The 20,398-nt window shown below is 63.2% G+C and carries 17 protein-coding genes, 1 tRNA gene and 1 pseudogene; 12 read left to right on the forward strand and 7 right to left on the reverse strand.

Annotation, left to right across the window (positions count from 1 at the left end):
- Nucleotide 1 precedes the first annotated feature (1 nt).
- The 6 genes and pseudogenes from adeC to CBW66_RS01395 form a co-directional block, all read left to right on the forward strand.
- Nucleotides 2–1,450, forward strand: a complete 1,449-nt coding sequence (adeC, locus tag CBW66_RS01370) for an AdeC/AdeK/OprM family multidrug efflux complex outer membrane factor (RefSeq protein ID WP_086136294.1) — start codon at nucleotides 2–4, stop codon at nucleotides 1,448–1,450.
- A 70-nt stretch (nucleotides 1,451–1,520) separates the two neighbouring features.
- Nucleotides 1,521–2,135, forward strand: coding sequence for a TetR/AcrR family transcriptional regulator (locus CBW66_RS01375; RefSeq protein ID WP_086136295.1), 615 nt, complete (start codon nucleotides 1,521–1,523; stop codon nucleotides 2,133–2,135).
- A gap of 102 nt (nucleotides 2,136–2,237) precedes the next feature.
- A tRNA-Pro gene (locus tag CBW66_RS01380) sits at nucleotides 2,238–2,314 on the forward strand.
- A 172-nt stretch (nucleotides 2,315–2,486) separates the two neighbouring features.
- Nucleotides 2,487–2,795, forward strand: a complete 309-nt coding sequence (locus CBW66_RS01385; RefSeq protein ID WP_086148620.1) for a hypothetical protein — start codon at nucleotides 2,487–2,489, stop codon at nucleotides 2,793–2,795.
- Between the two features lie 503 nt (nucleotides 2,796–3,298).
- A complete protein-coding gene (locus tag CBW66_RS01390) occupies nucleotides 3,299–3,748 on the forward strand; it encodes a hypothetical protein (protein ID WP_139842762.1) in 450 nt (149 codons plus the stop codon).
- A gap of 217 nt (nucleotides 3,749–3,965) precedes the next feature.
- Nucleotides 3,966–4,178: pseudogene (locus CBW66_RS01395) on the forward strand (transposase); the annotation flags it as partial.
- Between the two features lie 137 nt (nucleotides 4,179–4,315).
- Here CBW66_RS01395 and CBW66_RS01400 read toward each other — a convergent pair.
- The gene (locus CBW66_RS01400; protein ID WP_086142848.1) at nucleotides 4,316–5,302 is read right to left on the reverse strand and encodes an AraC family transcriptional regulator; all 987 of its coding nucleotides are present in this window, start codon (nucleotides 5,300–5,302) and stop codon (nucleotides 4,316–4,318) included.
- 88 nt (nucleotides 5,303–5,390) lie between these two features.
- Between CBW66_RS01400 and CBW66_RS01405 the strand changes: the two genes are divergently transcribed.
- Both CBW66_RS01405 and CBW66_RS01410 read left to right on the forward strand, forming a co-directional pair.
- A complete protein-coding gene (locus tag CBW66_RS01405; RefSeq protein ID WP_230491994.1) occupies nucleotides 5,391–6,611 on the forward strand; it encodes an MFS transporter in 1,221 nt (406 codons plus the stop codon).
- 425 nt (nucleotides 6,612–7,036) lie between these two features.
- Nucleotides 7,037–9,049, forward strand: a complete 2,013-nt coding sequence (locus CBW66_RS01410; protein WP_086136300.1) for a S9 family peptidase — start codon at nucleotides 7,037–7,039, stop codon at nucleotides 9,047–9,049.
- Nucleotides 9,050–9,162: 113 nt separating this feature from the next.
- On the opposite strand, the gene CBW66_RS01415 is transcribed toward CBW66_RS01410, so the two are convergent.
- From CBW66_RS01415 to CBW66_RS01440, 6 genes are all read right to left on the reverse strand, one after another.
- Nucleotides 9,163–10,191, reverse strand: coding sequence for an acyl-CoA dehydrogenase (locus tag CBW66_RS01415; protein ID WP_086136301.1), 1,029 nt, complete (start codon nucleotides 10,189–10,191; stop codon nucleotides 9,163–9,165).
- Between the two features lie 127 nt (nucleotides 10,192–10,318).
- Nucleotides 10,319–10,930 (reverse strand): hypothetical protein, encoded by a 612-nt coding sequence (locus CBW66_RS01420; protein ID WP_086142849.1) that lies wholly within the window; start codon nucleotides 10,928–10,930, stop codon nucleotides 10,319–10,321.
- 142 nt (nucleotides 10,931–11,072) lie between these two features.
- Entirely contained in the window at nucleotides 11,073–13,163 is a 2,091-nt protein-coding gene (locus CBW66_RS01425; RefSeq protein ID WP_086136303.1) for a methyl-accepting chemotaxis protein, read from the reverse strand.
- A gap of 56 nt (nucleotides 13,164–13,219) precedes the next feature.
- Complete coding sequence (locus CBW66_RS01430; protein WP_086136304.1) at nucleotides 13,220–13,978, reverse strand: TorF family putative porin; 759 nt, start codon at nucleotides 13,976–13,978, stop codon at nucleotides 13,220–13,222.
- Nucleotides 13,979–14,252: 274 nt separating this feature from the next.
- Nucleotides 14,253–14,666: a hypothetical protein gene (locus CBW66_RS01435; RefSeq protein ID WP_086136305.1), complete on the reverse strand. Its 414-nt coding sequence runs from the start codon at nucleotides 14,664–14,666 to the stop codon at nucleotides 14,253–14,255.
- An 83-nt stretch (nucleotides 14,667–14,749) separates the two neighbouring features.
- A complete protein-coding gene (locus tag CBW66_RS01440) occupies nucleotides 14,750–15,463 on the reverse strand; it encodes a FadR/GntR family transcriptional regulator (protein WP_230491978.1) in 714 nt (237 codons plus the stop codon).
- A gap of 140 nt (nucleotides 15,464–15,603) precedes the next feature.
- Here CBW66_RS01440 and CBW66_RS01445 point away from each other — a divergent pair, with 140 nt between their 5' ends.
- The 4 genes from CBW66_RS01445 (at nucleotide 15,604) to CBW66_RS01460 (ending at nucleotide 20,369) form a co-directional block, all read left to right on the forward strand.
- Complete coding sequence (locus CBW66_RS01445) at nucleotides 15,604–16,413, forward strand: (Fe-S)-binding protein (protein ID WP_086136306.1); 810 nt, start codon at nucleotides 15,604–15,606, stop codon at nucleotides 16,411–16,413.
- The gene (locus tag CBW66_RS01450) at nucleotides 16,410–17,126 is read left to right on the forward strand and encodes an LUD domain-containing protein (protein WP_086136307.1); all 717 of its coding nucleotides are present in this window, start codon (nucleotides 16,410–16,412) and stop codon (nucleotides 17,124–17,126) included. The genes CBW66_RS01445 and CBW66_RS01450 overlap by 4 nt, the downstream gene beginning before the upstream one ends.
- Nucleotides 17,123–18,568: a LutB/LldF family L-lactate oxidation iron-sulfur protein gene (locus CBW66_RS01455; protein WP_086136308.1), complete on the forward strand. Its 1,446-nt coding sequence runs from the start codon at nucleotides 17,123–17,125 to the stop codon at nucleotides 18,566–18,568. The genes CBW66_RS01450 and CBW66_RS01455 overlap by 4 nt, the downstream gene beginning before the upstream one ends.
- Nucleotides 18,569–18,662: 94 nt before the next feature.
- A complete protein-coding gene (locus tag CBW66_RS01460) occupies nucleotides 18,663–20,369 on the forward strand; it encodes a lactate permease LctP family transporter (RefSeq protein ID WP_086136309.1) in 1,707 nt (568 codons plus the stop codon).
- Nucleotides 20,370–20,398: the final 29 nt, after the last annotated feature.

Raw genomic sequence — 20,398 nt, forward strand, 5'->3', positions numbered from 1 at the left:
TATGAAAAAATCACTACTCTCCATGGCGGCACTGGCCTTGCTGGCCGGTTGCAGCCTGGCTCCCACGTACGAGCGTCCGGCAGCGCCGGCGCCCACGGCGTGGCCGACGGGCCCTTCCTACAAGGCCGACGCGGCCGCCGCCGACGCCAAGCCGGTGGCGGACGTCGCCTGGCGCGAGTTCTTTGCCGATGCGCGCCTGCGCCAGGTACTGGAACTGGCGCTGGCCAACAACCGCGACCTGCGCGTTTCGATCCTCAACATCGAGAAGGCGCGCGCCACGTATGGCATCGAACGCGCCGCGCTGATCCCGACCCTGTCGGCGTCGGGCGGCCAGTCGGCCACGCGCATCTCGAAAAACCAGAGCCCCACGGGCGAAGCGTCCATCAATCGCCAGTACACGGCGAACCTGGGCGTGTCGGCCTACGAGCTGGACTTCTTCGGCCGCGTGCGCAGCCTGTCCGACAGCGCGCTGGAGCAATATCTGGGCACGGAAGAAGCACGCCGCGCCCAGCAGATCAGCCTGGTGGCCGAAGTGGCCAGCACCTATCTGAACCTGGTGGCCGACCAGCAGCGCCTGCGCGTGGCGCAGGACACCCTGAAGAGCCAGCAGTCGTCGTATGACCTGGCCGTGCGCCGCTTCAGTGCCGGTGCGACTTCCGGTCTGGACAAGTACGATGCCCAGACCAGTGTCGAGTCGGCCCGTTCCGACGTGGCGGTCTACACGAGCCAGGTGGCGCTTGACCAGAACGCGCTGGCCTTGCTGGTGGGCAGCCCCGTGCCGGCCGACTTGCTGCCGCAAGGCGAGTTCGGCGCCGTGACGGCCCTGGCGGACATTCCGTCCGGCGTGCCGTCGGACGTGCTGCAACGCCGTCCCGACGTGCTGGCGGCCGAGCGCACCTTGCGCGCCGCGAATGCCAACATCGGCGCGGCGCGCGCGGCTTTCTTCCCGCGCATCTCGCTGACGGCCACGGCCGGTTCGGTCAGCGACAACCTGTCGGGCCTGTTCAAGGGCGGCAGCGGCACCTGGAGTTTCCTGCCGCAGATCAGTTTGCCGATCTTCGATGGCGGCGTGAACCGCGCCAACCTCGATATCGCCAAGGTGCAGCGTGAAATCTCCGTGGCGCAATACGAAAAGGCGATCCAGGTCGCTTTCCGCGAAGTGTCCGATGCGCTGGCCCAGCGCGGCACCATCGACGAGCGCCTGCAATCGCAGGTCTCGCTGGTCGAGGCGTCGACGAAGAGCTACACCATCCACGACGCGCGTTACAAGCAGGGCGCCGAGTCCTACCTGAACGCCCTGGTGGCCCAGCGCGCGCTGTACACGGCGCAGCAAAGCCTGATCACGGCGCGCCTGGCCAAATCGACCAACCTGGTCACCTTGTACAAGGTGCTGGGCGGCGGTTGGCAGCCTGAGCAGACAGCCGTCGCGGCGGCTGGCGGCGCCCAATAATCACGGGGACGCCGACGCCGGCCTTGCCTTTGCCCCGCAAGGGCAGGGCCGGCGCGCTACTGGAAAAGTCATGAACCAAGTTGAAAAGAAGCATCCGGATCCCGAGCGCGCCAACACGCGGCGCAAGCAGGTGCTCGATGCGGCCGAAAGCTGCTTCAGCCGCCGCGGTTTCCACGGCGCCAGCATGGCCGAGATATCGAAGGCGGCCGGCATGAGCGCGGGCCACATCTATAATTATTTTGACAGCAAGGATGCGATCATCGCCGCCTTCGTCATGCAGAATACGGAGCGGGTGTCTAACCTGATGCAGGACCTGGCGCAGCGCGACGACCCGCTGCAGGCGGTGATCGACAATGCGGGCGAGCATGTGCTCGAAGCGCTGGACCCGACCACGTGGATGATGCCACTGGAAATTTTTGCCGAAGCGTCGCGCAATCCGGTGATCGCGGAAATGCTGCAATGCGCGGACCGGCGCTCACGCCAGTTATTCCTCTCCATCATCCGCGACGCGCGCATCAAGCGCGGCCTGCCGGCTGACGAGGAGATGCTGCAAGGTCGCCTCGACGCCCTGGTGGCGCTGTACCAGGGCTTGCCCGTGCGCTTCATTCACCAGCCGGACGTGAAGGTCGAACCGCTGATCGCGGGCTTTCGCATCGTCCTGACGGCGCTGCTGCTGAGCGAATAGGGCGCTGGAGCGGGGCAGGCAAAAAAGTTTGCGCAGATCGACATGAATCGCGTGCAAAGCATGGCAAAAACCTAAAAGCGTCTGCTATAATTCCCACCTCGTCGGGGCGTAGCGCAGCCTGGTAGCGTACATGCATGGGGTGCATGGGGTCGGAAGTTCGAATCTTCTCGCCCCGACCATTAGATTCAAGGAGTTACAGCGCAAGCTGTATAGAAACCCAGTACTGTATATTATACGTTTGTATAATATCGGTGCTGGGTTTTTCCGTTTATATGACGTATGATTTTCGTTGCGGCATGCCGATGTGCGCTATGGTCAGAAGCGGACGTTGCGTTAGAGCTGCGCGCGGCCATGATTGACTCGACAGATATGTGCAACAAGCAAGTAACGATAGATCTTGCCTACGCGAAGAATGCTTTGTTCCTTCGTCAATCCGTTGCGGTCGCTTTTGGCGTGCCAATCGATAGGGAAATAACTTGGGTCTTCCTTCAAGATATGCTCGGTAATGCCAGCGAGTGTGCATTGCCTGCGCGGGTGTTAGTCTGTGGCCTGCCAAGTGTTAGCGGCGCGATTGGCGATGAGATTCGAATGCTCCGCACCTTTCTCCGCGCGCTTGCGACAACGCGAAACATCGAAGTTCAGATTGTTTTGCACGATTAAACATGTAGTGCTCTCCCCCTGTTCTGGGGCGACAGTTGCCGTACGCCGTATGGCTGAGATCGGCCAGGAACAGTCATTCGCGTTGATGTGACAATACCTCGCTTTTCCCGCTTGCTAAGTCGTTATGCTCATGGGCCGCTAGCGGCCTATTGTGTTGAAGAAGTCGAGCGGCAACAATGTCAAGAGGTCTCAGCCCCCCAGGCAGTCGGTGATCGTTCGATGGTGGCGGTTTTGACCAGTCCAGGCTGGCAGGATTTCTATCTAAATGCCGACGTACCCGCGTTTTTCAACACAAGGCCGGGAGCGCACGTTGCATAGGCATGCGCTGCTGCTTGCCTGCCTTGACGGGCAAGAACACAATCGTCTTCAACGATTCTGATTTCAAGTCGATTTTGCGTCGAATTTTCCCCGGCTACTTTCAGCGAGGCTAACTACCGCAAGAGCGGCCGCCCGATAGAATAGAGGCTGTTTAATTCAGGGCATGCAGTCGCCCATGGCTAAATATGGAATCAATGACAGTGATGGCAGCAAAGTGGAAGAACCAGCAGGTGCGTAGCTACAATGGCCTCCTTTGCAGCAATGGTGATATCTACGACGTGCACGAAACCGGAATGGCCGGATTACGTGAAAAACAGGAACTTGGCGGTTGGCTCAATGTCGCGATTCTGGCGCAAGAAGAGCTGTATGGTGGACAGTACATAGTTAAGTGCGGAGAGGCTGCGGAACACGGCTCAATCGGCGTAGTTGTTTTGGAATCGCTGCAAAATCAGGCACCTGTTTGGACGTTTGTTTCGGATCAATCCAATCCATTTGATCAAATAACAATCAAGGGCGGCTTGGTTTTGGTGCTGTCAACGTCAGGCGCCGTGTTACGGTTTGGTGCGCCAATGAGGGAGGCAAGGCTTCTGCTTCCGGGTACTTCGATCCATGGTTCTAACGACGGACGCTTGTAAAGTGAGACGCTGCGCGTCCGCTATGCTTAGCAGTCACTGCTGATGCCGGGCGAACGCAACATCGCGCTTTCAGTCGGAATCCACGCGTCGCTCAATGATGGGCAGCCGCACGCCCTTGAGCGCTATGGGGCAGTCATCCAGCGCGGAGACTGTTTGAGTTGCCGGCGTCCCTGGAAACAGTGTTGCTTACCTAGGCGTGGTATCTGCGCCCGCAGAGCGCCTGTTGGAAAAGCTCGAGCATTTGAAGGCCAGCGCTCGGGCGGAAGTCGAGCATCCGTTCCATGTCGTCAAGAACGTGTTCCGTCATCGTAAAACGCGTTACCGCGGCCTGGCCAAAAATACGGCGCAGCTGTTGACGTTGTTCGCCTTCTCCAGTCTTGTACTGGCCGGTCTGCTTTTTAAGATCACTGAATCTCGTAGTCCTTCTTGACGACAGAAAGGCGCGAACCAGTCGCGTCAAATCGTCCGGCAATGCGCTTGATCGACGTGCTGTTGGCCCCTTCGCGCGCCAATGTCGCTAAAAAATGGATTGATCAGCGCTTCCCTAAGCTGTTCTTCTCAATGCATTTACCGACAGGCACCTGGCGGCTTGCCGATGACGCGCTTAAAAGCGCGACTGAACGCGGCTTGAGATGTATAGCCAAGGCGTCGGGCGACGACGTCGATGGACACTCTTTCGTGAGTGAGCAATTGTCTGGCAAGGCGCATTCTCAATTCCGTGGCATAGCGTAGGGGCGGCACTCCGATGGTGGTTTCAAAGCGTCGTGCGAAGACAGAGCGGGAGATATGACACTCCGCAGCCAACTGTGCAACTGTCCATTCACGACCAGGCTGGCGGTGCAGCGCCAATATGGCGCGAGCGAGGCGCGGATCACGCAAGGCGGCGAGCAGACCAGAAGCGTTTTCACAGCCGCATTCAATCCAGCCGCGCACGATCATTGCTGCCGCGACCTCCGCCAGGCGAGCCAGAATGCCTGCAAAGCCAATACGGCCGGCACAGATTTCACGCTTCATTGAATCAAGAACAGGCAGTAAGCCAGGATAGTCTTGCGCTTGCGTGTCTGCCACCATGACGTTTGGCATCAGCTTGCCGATCCCTTGCATCCCGCCGAGATCGAATTCCATGCAGCCGTAAAAAATAACAGCACTGGGCACGGCGTGCGTACTGGGACATGTGTCTACTCCGCTAACGGATTCACCCAGGGGCGCGGCATCGAACTTTTCGATATCCTGAAATGCAATACCCGCATCCGATAGAAGCTGATGTCTCCTGCCGTGAGGCATGAACACCGCGCTACCGGCGGACAGCTTATGCAACGCACCGTCATCGGTACATATGAAGGCAGTGCCAACGGCCAGGAAGTGGAAGTAGGCGTGGCTTGGCTTGTCTTCAAAGCCTAGGCCGAACTCTGGACCGGTCTGGATACGGCGGTACTGGACTCCACGCAGGCGCATACCTGTCAATAGTTCACTGACGAGATTAGATAGTGGAAAAATGTGATTTTGCTTGCCCATTTTAGGTGTTTCGATCAAAACATTCGGACTTGTCATCATAGATCATCCCAGATTTTAGCTCTAGACTTTCGACTCCGATTGTTTTAGGGATGTAGAGATGAACAATGATGTTTTTGCTACCGAGCAAATGCCCAACGCAAACGATGTGTCTGTTTTAGAGCCAGCGGCAGCGGCATGGATGGCAGTGTTTTCACTGGCAATGGGGGTTTTTGGTTTGCTGACGGCGGAGTACCTGCCAGCCAGTCTATTGACGCCGATGGCCTTCGATCTTGGCGTATCGGAGGCACTAGCTGGTCAGGCCGTGACGGTGACGGCCGTAGTGGCCATGATCGCCGGGCTGCTGGTGCCACGTCTAACGCGTAATTTTGATCGGCGTGTCGTCTTGTTAGCTTTCACAGTGCTGATGATCGCCTCCAACTTCCTGGTGGCGTTGTCCTCAAGCTTGACAGTGTTGTTGGTGATGCGCATTCTTCTGGGCGTCGCCTTGGGAGGCTTTTGGAGCATGGCGGCGGCCGTGGCCATGCGACTGGTGCCAGCAAGGCTGGTGCCGCGAGCGCTATCCATCATATTCAGCGGCATCGCCATCGGGACGGTCGTTTCCGTACCGTTGGGCAGCTACTTAGGGGGGGTATATGGCTGGCGCAGTGCATTTATAGCAGCCGCGGGTGTCGGAGGACTAACACTGTTGTTTCAGCTGTTCACGCTGCCCCGCATGGCGCCGCGCACGAGGATGCGCACCACATCGGTACTGCGATTGCTCCGTCGCCCGGGGATTGGAATCGGGATGTTGGGCTGCGTACTTGCCCATACCGGGCAATATGCATTGTTCACCTATATTCGGCCCGCTCTTGAAAGCGTTGTCCATATAGATGTAAACGGTTTGTCTCTGATGCTCCTGGGTTTTGGTGTCGCCAACTTCGTCGGCACGCTGCTGGCCGGATGGCTAATGGAGCGTAGCCTGCGTGCTACTTTAGTGCTCATGCCCGCGCTGGTAGGCTTGGTGGCATTCGGCATGATCTTACTGCCAGTCCAAGAAACAGGCCTGATGTTTTTGGTCGCTCTGTGGGGCCTGGCGTTCGGCGGCGTACCTGTCGCCTGGTCCAACTGGGTAGCCCGTGCCGTCCCTGACCAAGCGGAGACAGCTGGTGGCATGGTCGTCGCTGCGGTGCAATCTTCAATAGCTGCCGGCGCTGCATTGGGTGGCATTATGTTCGGGTTTGGTGGAGTGAAAGGCGTTTTCATGATTGCTGGCGTTGTGATGCTGTTCGCCGCTCTCGTTATCGCTTTAAGAGTTCGCGTGGAACTGCCGCAGCACGGTGCGACCGCTGCCCCAGTGCTGCACGGTTGAACGTAAGCCACATCCGAATTTTCAATATTGGGCTTACGTCAGCCGAAAATTTTGCCACTATTCGTCACTTCGGTATGCTGGGCATGACGAAAATGTCCATTCCTACAATGGATTGACAGTATTTATTACTGGAAACGCCCGATGCACTGTATCGGGCGTTTTGCACTTCCGGGCCGTATGCTGTCGTTCCTGGTTGTGGATCCGCGCCGATTGCGCCACCGGATCGGTCTTTTTCTTTTCTGTCCGCCGTCGCCATGCGGGCATGCATCATCTGCCATGCAGTTCATCCCTCCTTTCCACCCTCCTGTGCCCCGATTTTCGTCCCCCGTCGCTGTCATCAACCCGGCAACACGGCTTTGACCTATGATTTGCTGGCACATGCACAATGATGATGTTTTCCTTCATCCCACAACCATGAGGTATCCATGATTCGCTATGTCCTGCCTGCCCTGTTGTTCGCCAGCGCCCTGCCGGCGCATGCCCAAGCCCCTGTCAAGGAAACGCCGCTGATCGAGCGCACCAAGCTGTTCGGCAATCCCAGCAAGTCCGGTGGCAAGTTCAGTCCCGATGGACGGTGGATGTCCTGGATCGCGCCGCGCGATGGCGTGCTCAATGTGTGGGTGGCGCCGGTCGGCGACTTGGCGCAGGCGCGGCCGCTGACGGACGAAAAGGTACGTCCCATCCGCGGCAGCTTCTGGTCGCCCGATTCGACTACTCTGCTGTTTATCCAGGACAAGGGGGGCGACGAGAATTTTCTGCTGTACGGCGTGAACGTGCTGACCGGCAAGCAGGTCAATTACACGCCGTTCGAGAAGACCCGCGTGCGCATCGTCCAGATCAGCAGCAAGGTCAAGGACCGCATCCTCGTCGGCATCAATAACCGCGACGCGCGCTGGCACGACGTGTACAGCCTGGACCTGGCCAGCGGCAAGCTGACCCTGGTGCAGCAGAACGATGGCTATGGCGGCTACCTGGCCGATGAATTGCTCAATGTGCGCATCGCCAGCAAGGCGCGCGCCGATGGCGGCATGCAGTACTTCCGCCTGACGGACGGCAAGGTCGAGAGCACGCCGCTGACCGAAGTGGGCCTGGAAGACTCGCAGACCACGGCGCCGCTGGCGTTTACGGTCGATGGCAAGACCTTGTACTGGACCGATTCGCGCGGCCGCAATACCTCGGCGCTGCTGGCGCAGGACGTGGCCAGCGGCAAGACCACGCTCATGGCGCAAGATCCGCGCGCCGACATCGCCGATGCGCTGTACGACACGCGCACGGGCCGGGTACAGGCTTATACGGTCAATTACCTGCAGCAGGAATATTTGCCGCTGGCGGATGACCTGAAAGCCGACCTGGCTTTCCTGAAGAAACATACCCAGGGCCAGTTCACGGTGACGTCGCGCACGGATGCCGACGATAAATGGCTGGTGAATGTCGATGCCGTCACGGCGCCCCCATCGAACTGGCTGTACGAGCGCAAGACCAAAAAGCTTACGCGGCTGTACGTGACGCGTCCGGAACTGGACGGCGCGCCGCTGGTGCCCATGTATCCGCAGCAAATCAAGGCGCGCGATGGCCTGAACCTGGTGTCTTACCTGACCTTGCCGCAGGCGTCGAAGGCGGACGCCGGCGGCAAGGCCACGCAGGCGGTGCCGATGGTGTTGCTGGTGCACGGCGGCCCGTGGGCGCGCGACACCTATGGCTACAACGGCTACCACCAATGGCTGGCCAACCGTGGCTATGCCGTGCTGTCGGTGAACTTCCGCGGCTCGACGGGCTTCGGCAAGCAGTTCATTTCGGCCGGCGACCTGCAGTGGGGCCGCAAGATGCATGACGACTTGCTCGACGCCGTGCAATGGGCGGTGCGGAGCGGCGTGACGAGCGCCGACAAGGTCGCCATCATGGGCGGCTCCTACGGCGGCTACGCCACCCTGGCCGGCATGGCGTTCACGCCGACAACGTTTGCCTGCGGCGTCGATATCGTCGGTCCGTCCAACCTGTTTACCCTGCTGCAAACCATCCCGCCGTACTGGGAAGCGGGCAAGCAGCAGTTCTACAAGCGCATGGGCGACCCGACCACGGAAGAGGGCAGGGCGCTGCTCAAGGAGCGCTCGCCGCTGAACTTTGCGCAGAATATCCAGCGCCCGCTGCTGATCGGCCAGGGAGCGAACGACCCGCGCGTCAACGTGGCTGAATCGGACCAGATCGTGGCGGCCATGGCCGCGAAGAATATTCCCGTCACGTATGTGCTGTTCCCCGACGAGGGCCATGGCTTTGCCCGCCCCGTCAACAATATCGCCTTTAATGCCGTGACGGAGAACTTCCTGGGGCAATGCCTGGCGGGCCGCGCCGAGCCGATCGGCGCCACCCTGAAGGCATCCACCGCGCAGGTCAAGCATGGCGCCGAGTTTGCGCCTGGCCTGGAGCAGGCGCTGCGCTGAAGCGCAAGGATGGCGGGTCCGGCAGGCGCGTCAAGGCGATGCCAGTCCCGCCACCGGCCCGCCCATGGCGCCGGCTGCTCGCACTGGCATGGGCATGCGGGGTGGGCCGCATGTCACAGCGCCCACGGATGGTCTTCCGCGCCGGCGACGATGCCGCCCAGCAGGGCTTGGTCGCGTTCGGCATGGCTCTGGCGCAGGAAGACGGGCAGGTCGGCCGCCAGGCGCGCGAAATGGGCATCGCGGCACAGGGGGCCGGCGCCCAGCGCGCGCGTGGCCAGGTGCAGCACCACGGTCGCCGCGTCTTCCACGGCCAGGCGCAGGCGCAGCGCCAGGGCCATCGCATCGCTTTGCGGGTGCCGGTCGATCTCGGCGGCGCCTTCGCGCAGCAGGGCGGCCACGGCGCGCAGCGTGCAGTCGATCTGCCCCAGCTGCGCCAGACGCACGGGATCGGGCGCGGCGTGCTGCGCACGCGCATGCAGGTGGCTGGCGATGGCGCAGGCGGCGCCATACCAGGCGGCCGCGATGCCGGCGCTGCCATGCCAGTAGCCGGGCCGCTCCAGGTAGGCGCCTGGCGCGCCGACGGGCAAGGCGCGCGCGGCGGAAAAGGTCACGTCGACGCTGGCGCAGGCGCGCATGCCGACGGCTTGCCAGCCTTCGTCCGTCACGTGCACGCCAGGCTGCGACAGGTCTACGGTGGCCAGGCAAGCCTGGTTATCGTCGTTCCAGCAGCTGATCAAGGCATGACTGAGGCCCTGCGCGCCGGCACACCAGGCCTTGCGTCCGTCGAGCACATGGCGGCCATCAGCCGCCTTCCGCAAGCGCACGCGCGCGTCCGGCGGGTCCGCGCACCAGACGCCCCAGCTGCTGCCGGCCGGCACGCCCGGGCCGCCGAGTTCCGCCAGGACGGCCAGCGCATCGGTATGGCTTTCATACAGCTTGAACAGGGAGAGGTCGATGGCGGCGATGGCGGCCAGCATTTGCCAGCGCCGCAGGGTGGCGCCGTGGCCGGGCAGGGGCAGCTGGTCCAGGCCCGCATCGCGCAGGCGCCGCAAGCCGTCGATGGGGAAAAAAGCGCTGTCCTGAGGCTGCAGCAGGGTGGCCAGCGCGGCGGCGGACGGCAGGGAGAAAGCGTTGTGCGACATGGCAAGCTCCTTTGTTACAGGATAGCTTTCTGTTTTTGCAATGTCTGTCCGATTCTACACCTACCCTCGCTGACGGGCCCGAGGCCATGAAGCTGCAGGGCCATGGATCCCGCAGCAAGTCATTCGCTTATTTTTTTACGTACAGCATGTCTGGCACATAACTGGTGCCGTTATGCGAGAAGGTGTAGAGATTGTTGTCGCGCAATAGGATGCCGCCTTTGATGGTTTGCGCCGGGAGCGTGCCTTCGTCGAGCAGGCAAGTGGAGCCGCCTTCATATTCGATGCACCATTGCTGTTTGCCATCTTTCTTCACGTATTGCACGCCGGGCCCCGTGACGTTGAAGCTATAGGCGGGGATGGACAGGTTCAGTTTGTCGATGCGCACGTTGCTCGCGGCGCCATTTTCCGTCAGTTTGACGAGAACGTCGGCCACGCCATCCGGTGTCGCTGTGATTTTCGCGGTCATGGTTTCCGTGCCCAGCAAGGTGCCGCTGCAGCCGGTCTTGAGATAGGTTTCGGTGGTGGAGGTCAGCTCCATCGCGCCGCTGCCGTCGGTTTTGGCCGCGACGACCATGGTCTGGCGTTCATGCTCGTCGCATGGCGCTTGCCAGGTGCCAACGTAGGAGGCCAGCGTCGAGCCGGCATTGACATTGCCCGCGTCACTGCTGCCGCCACCGCCGCCGCAGCCAGCCAGCAGTGCGGTGCTTGATGTCAATAATACTGCCACGATTTTTTTCATGCCCCATCCTTTTATGCCGGCAAACATGCGTGCCGTAGACGCGGCAACAGTATAAAAGGATGGATCAGGGGCAATTCTCACCGAATGTATTTGCTACTTGATTTACATCAAGGATAGCTTGCAATGACCAGGCAGGGCAGGTTTAAAACTCTTCCCAGTCATCTCCTGCCGGTGCCTTGGCCGGCGCGTGCTGTGCCGCTTGGGGCTTGGCAACGGTCAGGTGCTTGGCCGGTGATGCCGTCTTTTGCGGCGCGGCGCGTGGTGTTGCCACGGCTGCCGCCGGCGTTGCTGTCGGTGCAGCCTGCCGCACCTGCTCGCCCAGCTTGAACACGCTGACCACCTGGGCCAAATGGCTGGCCTGGTCTTGCAGGCTTTCGGCGGCGGCCGCCGCTTCCTCGACCAGGGCGGCGTTCTGCTGCGTCACGCCATCCATCTGCGCCAGCGCCTGGTTGACCTGGGCGATGCCGTCGCTTTGCTCGTTGGTGGCGACGCTGATGTCGGCCATGATGGCGGTCACCTTGCGCACGCTGTCGACCACCTGTTCCATGGTGGAACCCGCTTCATCGACGAGCTTGCTTCCGGCCGCCACCTTGCCCACGGAATCGTCGATCAGCAGCTTGATTTCCTTGGCCGCCGCCGCCGAACGTTGCGCCAGGTTGCGTACTTCCGTGGCGACGACGGCGAAACCGCGGCCCTGTTCGCCCGCGCGCGCCGCTTCCACGGCCGCATTCAGGGCCAGAATATTCGTCTGGAAGGCGATGCCGTCGATGACTGAAATGATGTCGACGATCTTGTTCGACGAGTCGTTGATCGACGTCATCGTCTCAATCACCTTGCCGACCACTTCGCCGCTCTTTTGCGCCACGCTGGACGCGGACGCGGCCAGTTGATTCGCCTGGCGCGCGTGGTCGGCGTTTTCCTTGACCGTGCCCGTCAATTCTTCCACCGAAGCGGCCGTTTCTTCCAGCGAACTGGCTTGCTGTTCCGTGCGGGCCGACAGGTCGTTATTGCCTTGCGCAATTTCCGCGCTGGCACGGGCCACGTTGTCGGCGCTGGCTTGCACTTGCAGCAGTACGGCGTGGATCTTTTCCACGAAGGCGTTGAAGCCCTTGCCGATCACGGCCAGCTCGTCGGTGCCCTTGACTTCCAGCTTGACGCGCAGGTCGGCGTCGCCGCTCGACAGGTCCGTCATGGTGCGGCCCAGGGTGCGCAGGGGGCGCGTCAGCTGGTTGACGACGAGGATCAAAATACCGGCCGTGGCCGCCGCGCACAGCAGGGCGACGATCAGGGTGTAGATCATCAGATCGCGCGCCGAGGCGATGGCCACGCTTTTCGGGAAATTCAATTCCACGCTCCATGGCGCGATATCGGGGTGGATCTGCAGCGGCTGCAGCAAATGGATGTAGCCCTGGCCGTCTTCATATTCGTACGGCTGGCCCTGGCGCACTTTTTCCAGGCCGGCCGCAGGCACGTCGTCGGCCTTCTTGCCCAGCCGCTCAGGCACGGGATGGCTTGCGTACAGGCCGCCGTTCGAGATCAGGGCCAGCTTGCCGCCCTCGATCACTTTCAGGTCGGACAGGATTTTCGCCAGGCGCGTGAGCATGAAGTCGGCGCTGGCCACCCCCTTGAAGCTGCCATCGATCATGATGGGGGCCACCAGCGAGGCCATCAGGACATTCTTGCCGTCGACGGGGTAGATGTACGGTTCCGTAAAGTAAGTCTTGCCCGTGCGCTTGGGCACGTCATACCAGTCGTTGGCGCCCGGTTTCGGGTCGAAGACGATGGGCTCGACTTGCAGCTTGCCGCCGGCGCCCCGCGTCCAGTAGGGCATGAAGCGGCCGCTGGCGTCGTAATACGGCTTCTGGTTGGCGAAATCGGCATCCTTGCCGTCGAGCGCGTTCGGCTCCCAGGTCACGGCCGCGCCCAGCAAGTCTTCCGAACTGGTCAGGGTCGCCTTGGTCAGTTCATTGATCTGCTCGCGTTGCAGGGGCAGGCTGGCGCTCCTGGTGCCGCGCATGGCGCCGGCCAGGCTGGAAACGCTGGACAGGTTGCTGGCGATGCGCGCCTGCAGCGCGCCGGCCACTTCGCGCGCCGACGTGCGCGCCAGGTCCAGCGCGGCCGCTTCGGCGCTGGCGCTGCTCTTGTAGCCGATCACCGCCGCCGTGACGCCCAGGCTGAGGACGGCGAGCGCGGTGGCGGCGACGCAGATTTTACTGTTCAGTGAGAGTTGCATGATGCTGTTCCTTGATGGGAGGGGTATTGGTGTCACGGGCGTCGCGGGTGGCGCGCCTAGAACGTTTTGCTGATGGCCACGACCAGCGTAGTTGCGGCCGGGTTCGACGTGTCGAACTGGCCGGCCCCATTCGGGATGCCCAGGGTGTAATGGTCGTAGGCGTCGGTGGCGCCCCAGGCGCGCGTCACGGCGGCGCTGGCGCTCCAGCCGCCGTCGAAGGCCCGGGTGACGCCCGCCTTGGCGTCGCGCCAGTTCCAGATGGCATTGCCCGTGCCCGCCACCCGGCCATTGCCGGCGTGCAGGTTCAAGGTCCAGGCATTGCCCAGGTCGACATTCGCGCCCACGTCCAGGTAGCCCGTGCCGCGCGCATTGCTGATGCCGAAGAAGTCGCGTGTGACGGTATGGTTGTACTTGGCGTACAGCATCTTGTAGCTGAGGCCCAGCGACAGTTCGCCATAGTCATACTTGACGCCCGTGGCGCGGTAGACGGCGCCCGGATACTTGTAGTAATACGCGAGCACGCTGTAGCCCAGCTCGCCAACCGTGCCGCTGTAGCCGCCGTACAGATCCCATTCGACGGTCGCATCCTGAATGTAGCGGTCGCTGACGGTGGAAGCCCAGGTGCCGAGCGACCAGCCGCTCGGGTGCGCGTAGTCGGCCCCCGCCTGCAGCGCCGGCTTGCCCCAGGTCTGGCGAAAGCCGCGCGAAATGTATTGCGAGGTAAGGCTGGCATTGGCGCTGAGGGTGGCGGCAGGGCTGTCTGTGCTCTGCGCCTGCACGGGCAGGGCGGCCAGCAGGAAGAGGCAGCCGAGCAAGGATGTTCCAGGAAAATGGTGGTGCGATGGCATGGCAGTCAGCTCCGTATTTGCTGGCAGCGGCCGTCCAGGCACGTTGCCCTGATGGTTGCAATAAAAATGCGGAATGGACTTTTGTGGAGGCAAGGCGGACCCTGCCTGCAGGCTCGCATGAACGGGCAGATATTCTCGCCAAACTTAACTGAAAGGATAGGGGTTGGGACTAGTGGAAGTCAACAAAGTTGCGCTACGGAAAACGTAAGTTGTTGTTTCTCGGCACTTTTTCGTGCGCCTGTCACACTTCCGGTCCGCCACGGCTGGCCGCCTCCTGCAGGCTGGCCAGCAAGCCTGGCAGGGCCGCGTGCAAGGCGGGCAGGCCGCCCGCCGACAGCTCGGCCTGCGTTTCCTCCTGGCCCGAAGGCTGGCCCCAGACGACCTGTGCGCTGAGCCGGGCGCCCGTATCGAGTCCCGTGACGCTGACCAGCAGGGCGACTTCTTCCGGGGCATCATCGGCCACGTCCTCGAGCAGGCAGGAAATGCCGAAATAATAATCCTGGAAGGCGCTGGCCGTGCCGCTGGAAAAGGCGAACACGGAGGCGAGCGCCCGTGGGGCGGCGGCCGCGAGTGGGGGCAGGGCGGCGCGGAACAGGGGCAGCAAGTCGTTTTCCAGCTGGAGCACCAGCGGATGGGTGTGGGCGAGGACGGTCATGGCAGGAAGAAGTCAATGGCGGCGCGCGATGTTAGCAGCTTTCGCCGCCGCTGGGGCCGTGGACTGTGGTCCTACCAGTGGCCTCAGTCGTCATCGCTGGTGACGCGCGTGCGCACGAAATCGATGTGGCTTTGCATGGCCGTGCGCGCTTCCTCGGGCTGGCTGGCGCAGATGGCCTCGCACAGGGTACGGTGCTGTGACAGCAGCTGCAGCGAGGTCGCCTCGTCCTGCTGGCGCAAGCCCGTGCCATTGATGGTGATGTGTTCGCGCAGCATGCCGATGATGCTGGTGTGCAAGTGGAGGAACATGGTGTTGTGCGACGCCTGCGCGATGACTTCATGCAGGCGCGCGTCGGCCTGCGCCTCGCCGTGCTTGTCGTCGCTGGCGCGCGCCTGTTCCAGCTCGGCCAGCAGTGCCATGATCTGCGCGCGCTCGCCGCCGCTGGCCCGCTGCGCGGCAAAGTAGGCCGTCGCCCCTTCCAGCACGCGGCGAAATTCCAGGATGTCGTCGCGCAAGGCGGGGTGGTCGGCCACCAGCTGGCTCCATGGCGACGCCATGCCGGTGCGCAATTGATCCGTCACGAACACGCCGGCGCCGCGCCGGCTGCGCACCAGCCCCCGCGCCGCCAGCCGCTGCACCGCTTCGCGCACGGTGTTGCGCGAGACCTCGTATTGCAGCGCCAGCAGGCGCTCGGCCGGCAATTGCGCGCCCACCGGCAAGCTGCCGTCCAGCAGGGCCGTCTCCAGCCTGCGCATCACCATCTCGACCCTGCCCCGCGTTTGCATGCTTGTCGCCATCGATGTCTTCCGGTGTTGTTTTAAAGTGGTCCGAGCAATTTGAAGTGGCTTGCGGAAGCTGGAATTATGCGTGAACCGGTCATTCTTAACAACACACAGCGGCGCCGCAGCAACACACAGAGCGCCGGGGAGACACACTCATGCAGCCAGACCCGCGCCAGCCACGTCACGCAGTTCGCCATTATCCACCGCCACCACACGAGGTGTACCTGTTCGCCACCTGCCTGGTCGACCTGTTCGTGCCGCAGGCGGGGCTCGACGCGGTGCGCCTGCTGGAGCGGGAAGGTTTGCTGGTGCATTATCCGCGCGGCCAGAGCTGCTGCGGCCAGCCCGCCTACAGCAGCGGCAACCCGGAGCAGGCGCGCGCCGTGGCCCGCGCCCAGCTCGACCTGTTCGCGCAGCCCTGGCCCGTGATCGTGCCGTCCGGTTCCTGCGCCGGCATGATGCGCCACCACTGGCCGCAGCTGTTCCAGGACGACCCCGTCGCCGGCCCGAAGGCGTTGGAGTTGGCCGAGCGCGTATATGAATTGAGCGAATTTCTCGTCTGCGTGCTCAAGCTCGACCTGGCCGGCCTGACCCTGGCGAACCCCGGGCAGGCCGATGAAAACGTGGTGCTGCACACCTCGTGCGGGGCGCGCCGCGAAATGGGCACGCGCACCCACGGCGTGGCCCTGCTCGACGCCTTGCCCGGCGTGACGCGCATCGAACACCAGCGCGAATCGGAATGCTGCGGCTTCGGCGGCACGTTTTCATTGAAGCACCCCGATATTTCCGGCGCCATGGTCAGCGACAAGATCGCCTCGGCCTGCGCCACGGGCTGCGACCGGCTCGTCTCGGCCGACTGCGGCTGCCTGCTCAACATCGGCCACGCCGCGCAGCATCAGGGCGCACCGCTGCCGGTCGAGCACCTGGCCAGCTTTTTGTGGCGCCGCACGGGAGGCGAAGCATGAGCGCCGCCTTGAGCGCCCGCGAACGCATGCTGGGCCGGTTGCGCGCCGCCGCTCCTGCCGCGCCCGAAGCGGTGGATGCCATCGATACGGCCATCGACAATCACTACCAGGCCCGTCGCGCCGCCGCGCCGCTGCCGGCACGGCACAGGATAGCCGCCATGCAGGCCGCCTTGCGCGCTTCGCACGCGGAAGTCGACTGCGTGAGTAACGATGCTTGGCCCGCCCTGCTGGCGCAGCGCCTCGGTGAACATGGCGTACGCCGGCTGCTGATGGATACCGGCAGCGCCGCAGGGCGGGCCTTGCGCACCGCCTTGCCGCCCGAGGTGGAAACGCTGTCCTTTGACCGTCCGCTGGCGCAGTGGAAGGGTGAATTGTTCGACACCGTCGACGCCGGTTTTACCGTCGCCCGTTCCGGCATCGCCGCCACGGGCACCCTGGTCATCGCGCCCGATGTGGCCACGCCGCGCACGGTGTCCTTGGCGCCTCCGCTGCACATCTGCCTCGTGTATGCGAGCAGCCTGCACGTGGACTTGCACGCGGCGGCGCGCGCCGAGCGCTGGGCGGACGGCATGCCGGCCAACCTGGTGCTGGTGTCGGGCCCGTCGAAAACGTCGGATATCCAGCAAACCCTCGCGTATGGCGCGCACGGCCCGCGCTGGCTGTGGGTGCTGATCGTCGATGACTTGTCAGCCCATGAAGGAGGCCAGCCATGAACGCCAAGCCCCTGCAATTCGTCAAGCCGGCCGACTTCCATGCGCGCGCCCGCGCCGCGCTGGACGACCCGAAGCTGCGCCAGAGCTTTCGCGGCGCCATGGATTTTTTACAGGACAAGCGCACGGCCCAATTCCCCGACGGCGACGAGCTGGAACGCCTGCGCGACATCGGCGCAGCCGTGCGCCGGCACGCGCTGGCGCGCCTGCCCGATTTGCTGGTGCAGCTGGAAGAGCGGCTGACGGCGGCCGGCGTGCAGGTGCACTGGGCCGAGGATGGCGAGCAGGCCAACGCCATCATCCACGCCATCGCGCAAAAGGCCCAGGCGACGCGCTTCATCAAGGGCAAGTCGATGGCCAGCGAGGAAATCGAGCTCAATCACTACCTGGAAGCGCGCGGCATGACCTGCCTGGAGTCGGACATGGGCGAATACATCGTCCAGCTGGCAGGTGAAAAGCCGTCGCACATCGTCATGCCGGCCATTCACAAGACCCGCGCCGATATCGCCGGCCTGTTCGCAGAACACATTCCCGACGCGCCCTACACGGAGGACGTCGACAGCCTGATCCAGACGGGGCGGCGCGCCCTGCGCCAGGCCTTCGTCGAGGCCGACATCGGCCTGTCGGGCGTGAACTTCGCGGCGGCCGACACGGGCACCCTGTGGCTGGTGGAAAACGAGGGCAATGGCCGGTTGACGACGTCCGTGCCGGAGGTCCACATCGCCATCATGGGCATGGAAAAAGTGGTGGCCAAGCTGGAGCACATCGTGCCGCTGGCCAGTTTGCTCACGCGTTCGGCCACGGGCCAGGCCATCACCACGTATTTCAACCTGATTTCCGGCCCGCGCCGCGATGGCGAAAAAGATGGACCGCGCGAAGTGCACCTGGTCCTGCTCGACAACGGCCGCAGCCAGGCGTATGCCGACGAGCAGTTGCGCGCCACCCTGCAATGCATACGCTGCGGCGCCTGCATGAACCACTGCCCCGTCTATACGCGCATCGGCGGCCATGCCTACGGCACCACGTATCCGGGGCCGATCGGCAAGATCATCTCGCCCCACTTGCTGGGGCTGGACGCGACGGCGGATCTCGCCACGGCGTCGAGCCTGTGCGGCGCCTGTGGCGAAGTGTGCCCCGTGCGCATCCCGATTCCGCAGCTGCTGGTGCGCCTGCGCACGGAAGCGAACCGCAATCCGCACGAGCAAGTGGCGCATCCGCTGCGCGGGCAGGGGGCCAAGTTCAGCCGCGGCGAAAGCCTGATCTGGCGCTTCTGGAGCGGCGCCTTCGCGCGCCCCGCCAGCTACCGTTTGTTCCGCTGGGCCGCCACGCGCCTGCGGATGCTGACGCCGCGCGCGCAGCTGGGCTGGACGCAGCACCGCAAGCCCTTGACGCCGGCGCCGCGCAGCCTGGCCGACCTGCTCAACGCACGGGGGCAGGAAGAATAGCAACGCCCCGCCATACCGCAAAAAACACGCTGCACACACACAACATCAAAAGCCGTTTTTTCATTCAACCCGCATCCACCGGAGGAGACCCGACATGCAAACCTGGACCCAACTCTATACACCGCTCGGCAGCCTGTGGCTGTCGTCGCTGGCGGCAGCCGTTCCCATCATTTTCTTCTTCATCGCCCTGGCGGCGCTGCGCATCAAGGGCCACGTGGCGGCCGCCGTCACCCTGGCGCTGGCGCTGGCCGTGGCCATCTTCGCGTACGGCATGCCCGTGCCGCAGGCGCTGGCGGCGGCCGGCTACGGTTTCGCGTATGGCTTGTGGCCCATCGCCTGGATCATCGTCACGGCCGTCTTCCTGTATAAAATCGTCGTGAAAACAGGGCAGATCGAGATCATCCGCGCCTCCGTCCTGTCGGTCACGGACGACCAGCGCCTGCAGGTGCTCTTGATCGGCTTTGCCTTCGGCGCCTTCCTGGAAGGGGCGGCCGGTTTCGGCGCGCCCGTGGCGATCACCTCGGCGCTGCTGGTGGGCCTGGGCTTCAACCCGCTGTACGCGGCGGGCCTGTGCCTGATCGCCAATACGGCGCCCGTGGCCTTTGGCGCCATGGGCATTCCCATCATCGTGGCGGGCCAGGTGACGGGCATCGACCCCTTCCTGATCGGCGCCATGGCGGGGCGCCAGTTGCCGCTGCTGTCGCTGCTGGTGCCGTTCTGGCTGGTCTTCATGATGGATGGTGTGCGCGGCGTGCGCGAAGTGTGGCCGGCCGCCCTGGTGACGGGCTTGAGCTTTGCCGTGACCCAGTACTTCACCTCGAACCATATCGGCCCTGAGCTGCCGGACATTACCTCGGCCCTCGTCAGCCTGGTGTCGCTGACCCTGTTCCTGAAAGTGTGGCAGCCGAAGCATGCGAAACTGGCGCATGCCGTCGGCGGCGGCACGGCCGCGCTGTCCGGCTTTGGCGGCGCTGGAAGTGCTGCGGCGGTGCGCGGCGGCGGCAACCGCGCCGCCTCGCCCTACACGACGGCGCAGACCATGCGCGCGTGGGCGCCGTTCGGTTTGTTGACGGCCATCGTCACCGTGTGGAGCCTGCCCGGCTTCAAGGCCCTGTTTGCCGCCGGCGGCGCGTTATCGAGCCTGGTGATCAAGATCCACGTGCCCTACCTCGATAAACTGGTGCTGAAGACCATGCCCATCGTGGCCGAGCCGAAAGCGTATGAAGCCGTGTTCAAGCTCGATCTGCTGTCGGCCGTGGGTACGGCGATCTTGCTGACGGCCGTGCTGGCTATGCTGATGCTGCGCATGAAGCCGCGCGATGGCGCCAAGGCCTTCGTGGAAACCGTGGTGGAATTGCGCCGCCCCGTGCTGTCGATCGGCCTAGTGCTGGCGTTTGCCTTTGTCGCCAATTACTCGGGCATGTCGTCCACCCTGGCCTTGCTGCTGGCCGGCAGCGGCGCCGCCTTCCCGTTCTTCTCGCCGTTCCTGGGCTGGCTGGGCGTCTTCCTGACGGGTTCCGACACGTCCTCGAACGCCTTGTTCTGTTCACTGCAAAACACCACGGCGCACCAGATCGGCGTGTCCGATACCTTGATGGTGGCGGCCAATACGACGGGCGGCGTGACGGCGAAGATGATCTCGCCCCAGTCGATCGCCGTGGCCTGCGCCGCGACCGGCCTGGTGGGCAAGGAATCGGACCTGTTCCGCTTTACCCTGAAGCACAGCCTGTTGTTTGCCGTAATCATCGGCATCATCACCATGCTGCAGGCGTACGTATTCACCGGCATGATCCCGCACTGAGCGATCCGTAGAAGTACGTAGTAAAACTA

The organism is Janthinobacterium sp. GW456P (assembly GCF_002127655.1).
GTDB lineage: Bacteria > Pseudomonadota > Gammaproteobacteria > Burkholderiales > Burkholderiaceae_D > Janthinobacterium.

Coding starts and splice junctions, on each gene's coding strand:
- adeC (WP_086136294.1), top strand. CDS start 2: ATGAAAAAATCACTACTCTCCATGGCGGCACTGGCCTTGCTGGCCGGT.
- CBW66_RS01375 (WP_086136295.1), top strand. CDS start 1,521: ATGAACCAAGTTGAAAAGAAGCATCCGGATCCCGAGCGCGCCAACACG.
- CBW66_RS01385 (WP_086148620.1), top strand. CDS start 2,487: ATGATTGACTCGACAGATATGTGCAACAAGCAAGTAACGATAGATCTT.
- CBW66_RS01390 (WP_139842762.1), top strand. CDS start 3,299: ATGGAATCAATGACAGTGATGGCAGCAAAGTGGAAGAACCAGCAGGTG.
- CBW66_RS01400 (WP_086142848.1), bottom strand. CDS start 5,302: ATGATGACAAGTCCGAATGTTTTGATCGAAACACCTAAAATGGGCAAG.
- CBW66_RS01405 (WP_230491994.1), top strand. CDS start 5,391: ATGCCCAACGCAAACGATGTGTCTGTTTTAGAGCCAGCGGCAGCGGCA.
- CBW66_RS01410 (WP_086136300.1), top strand. CDS start 7,037: ATGATTCGCTATGTCCTGCCTGCCCTGTTGTTCGCCAGCGCCCTGCCG.
- CBW66_RS01415 (WP_086136301.1), bottom strand. CDS start 10,191: ATGTCGCACAACGCTTTCTCCCTGCCGTCCGCCGCCGCGCTGGCCACC.
- CBW66_RS01420 (WP_086142849.1), bottom strand. CDS start 10,930: ATGAAAAAAATCGTGGCAGTATTATTGACATCAAGCACCGCACTGCTG.
- CBW66_RS01425 (WP_086136303.1), bottom strand. CDS start 13,163: ATGCAACTCTCACTGAACAGTAAAATCTGCGTCGCCGCCACCGCGCTC.
- CBW66_RS01435 (WP_086136305.1), bottom strand. CDS start 14,666: ATGACCGTCCTCGCCCACACCCATCCGCTGGTGCTCCAGCTGGAAAAC.
- CBW66_RS01440 (WP_230491978.1), bottom strand. CDS start 15,463: ATGGCGACAAGCATGCAAACGCGGGGCAGGGTCGAGATGGTGATGCGC.
- CBW66_RS01445 (WP_086136306.1), top strand. CDS start 15,604: ATGCAGCCAGACCCGCGCCAGCCACGTCACGCAGTTCGCCATTATCCA.
- CBW66_RS01450 (WP_086136307.1), top strand. CDS start 16,410: ATGAGCGCCGCCTTGAGCGCCCGCGAACGCATGCTGGGCCGGTTGCGC.
- CBW66_RS01455 (WP_086136308.1), top strand. CDS start 17,123: ATGAACGCCAAGCCCCTGCAATTCGTCAAGCCGGCCGACTTCCATGCG.
- CBW66_RS01460 (WP_086136309.1), top strand. CDS start 18,663: ATGCAAACCTGGACCCAACTCTATACACCGCTCGGCAGCCTGTGGCTG.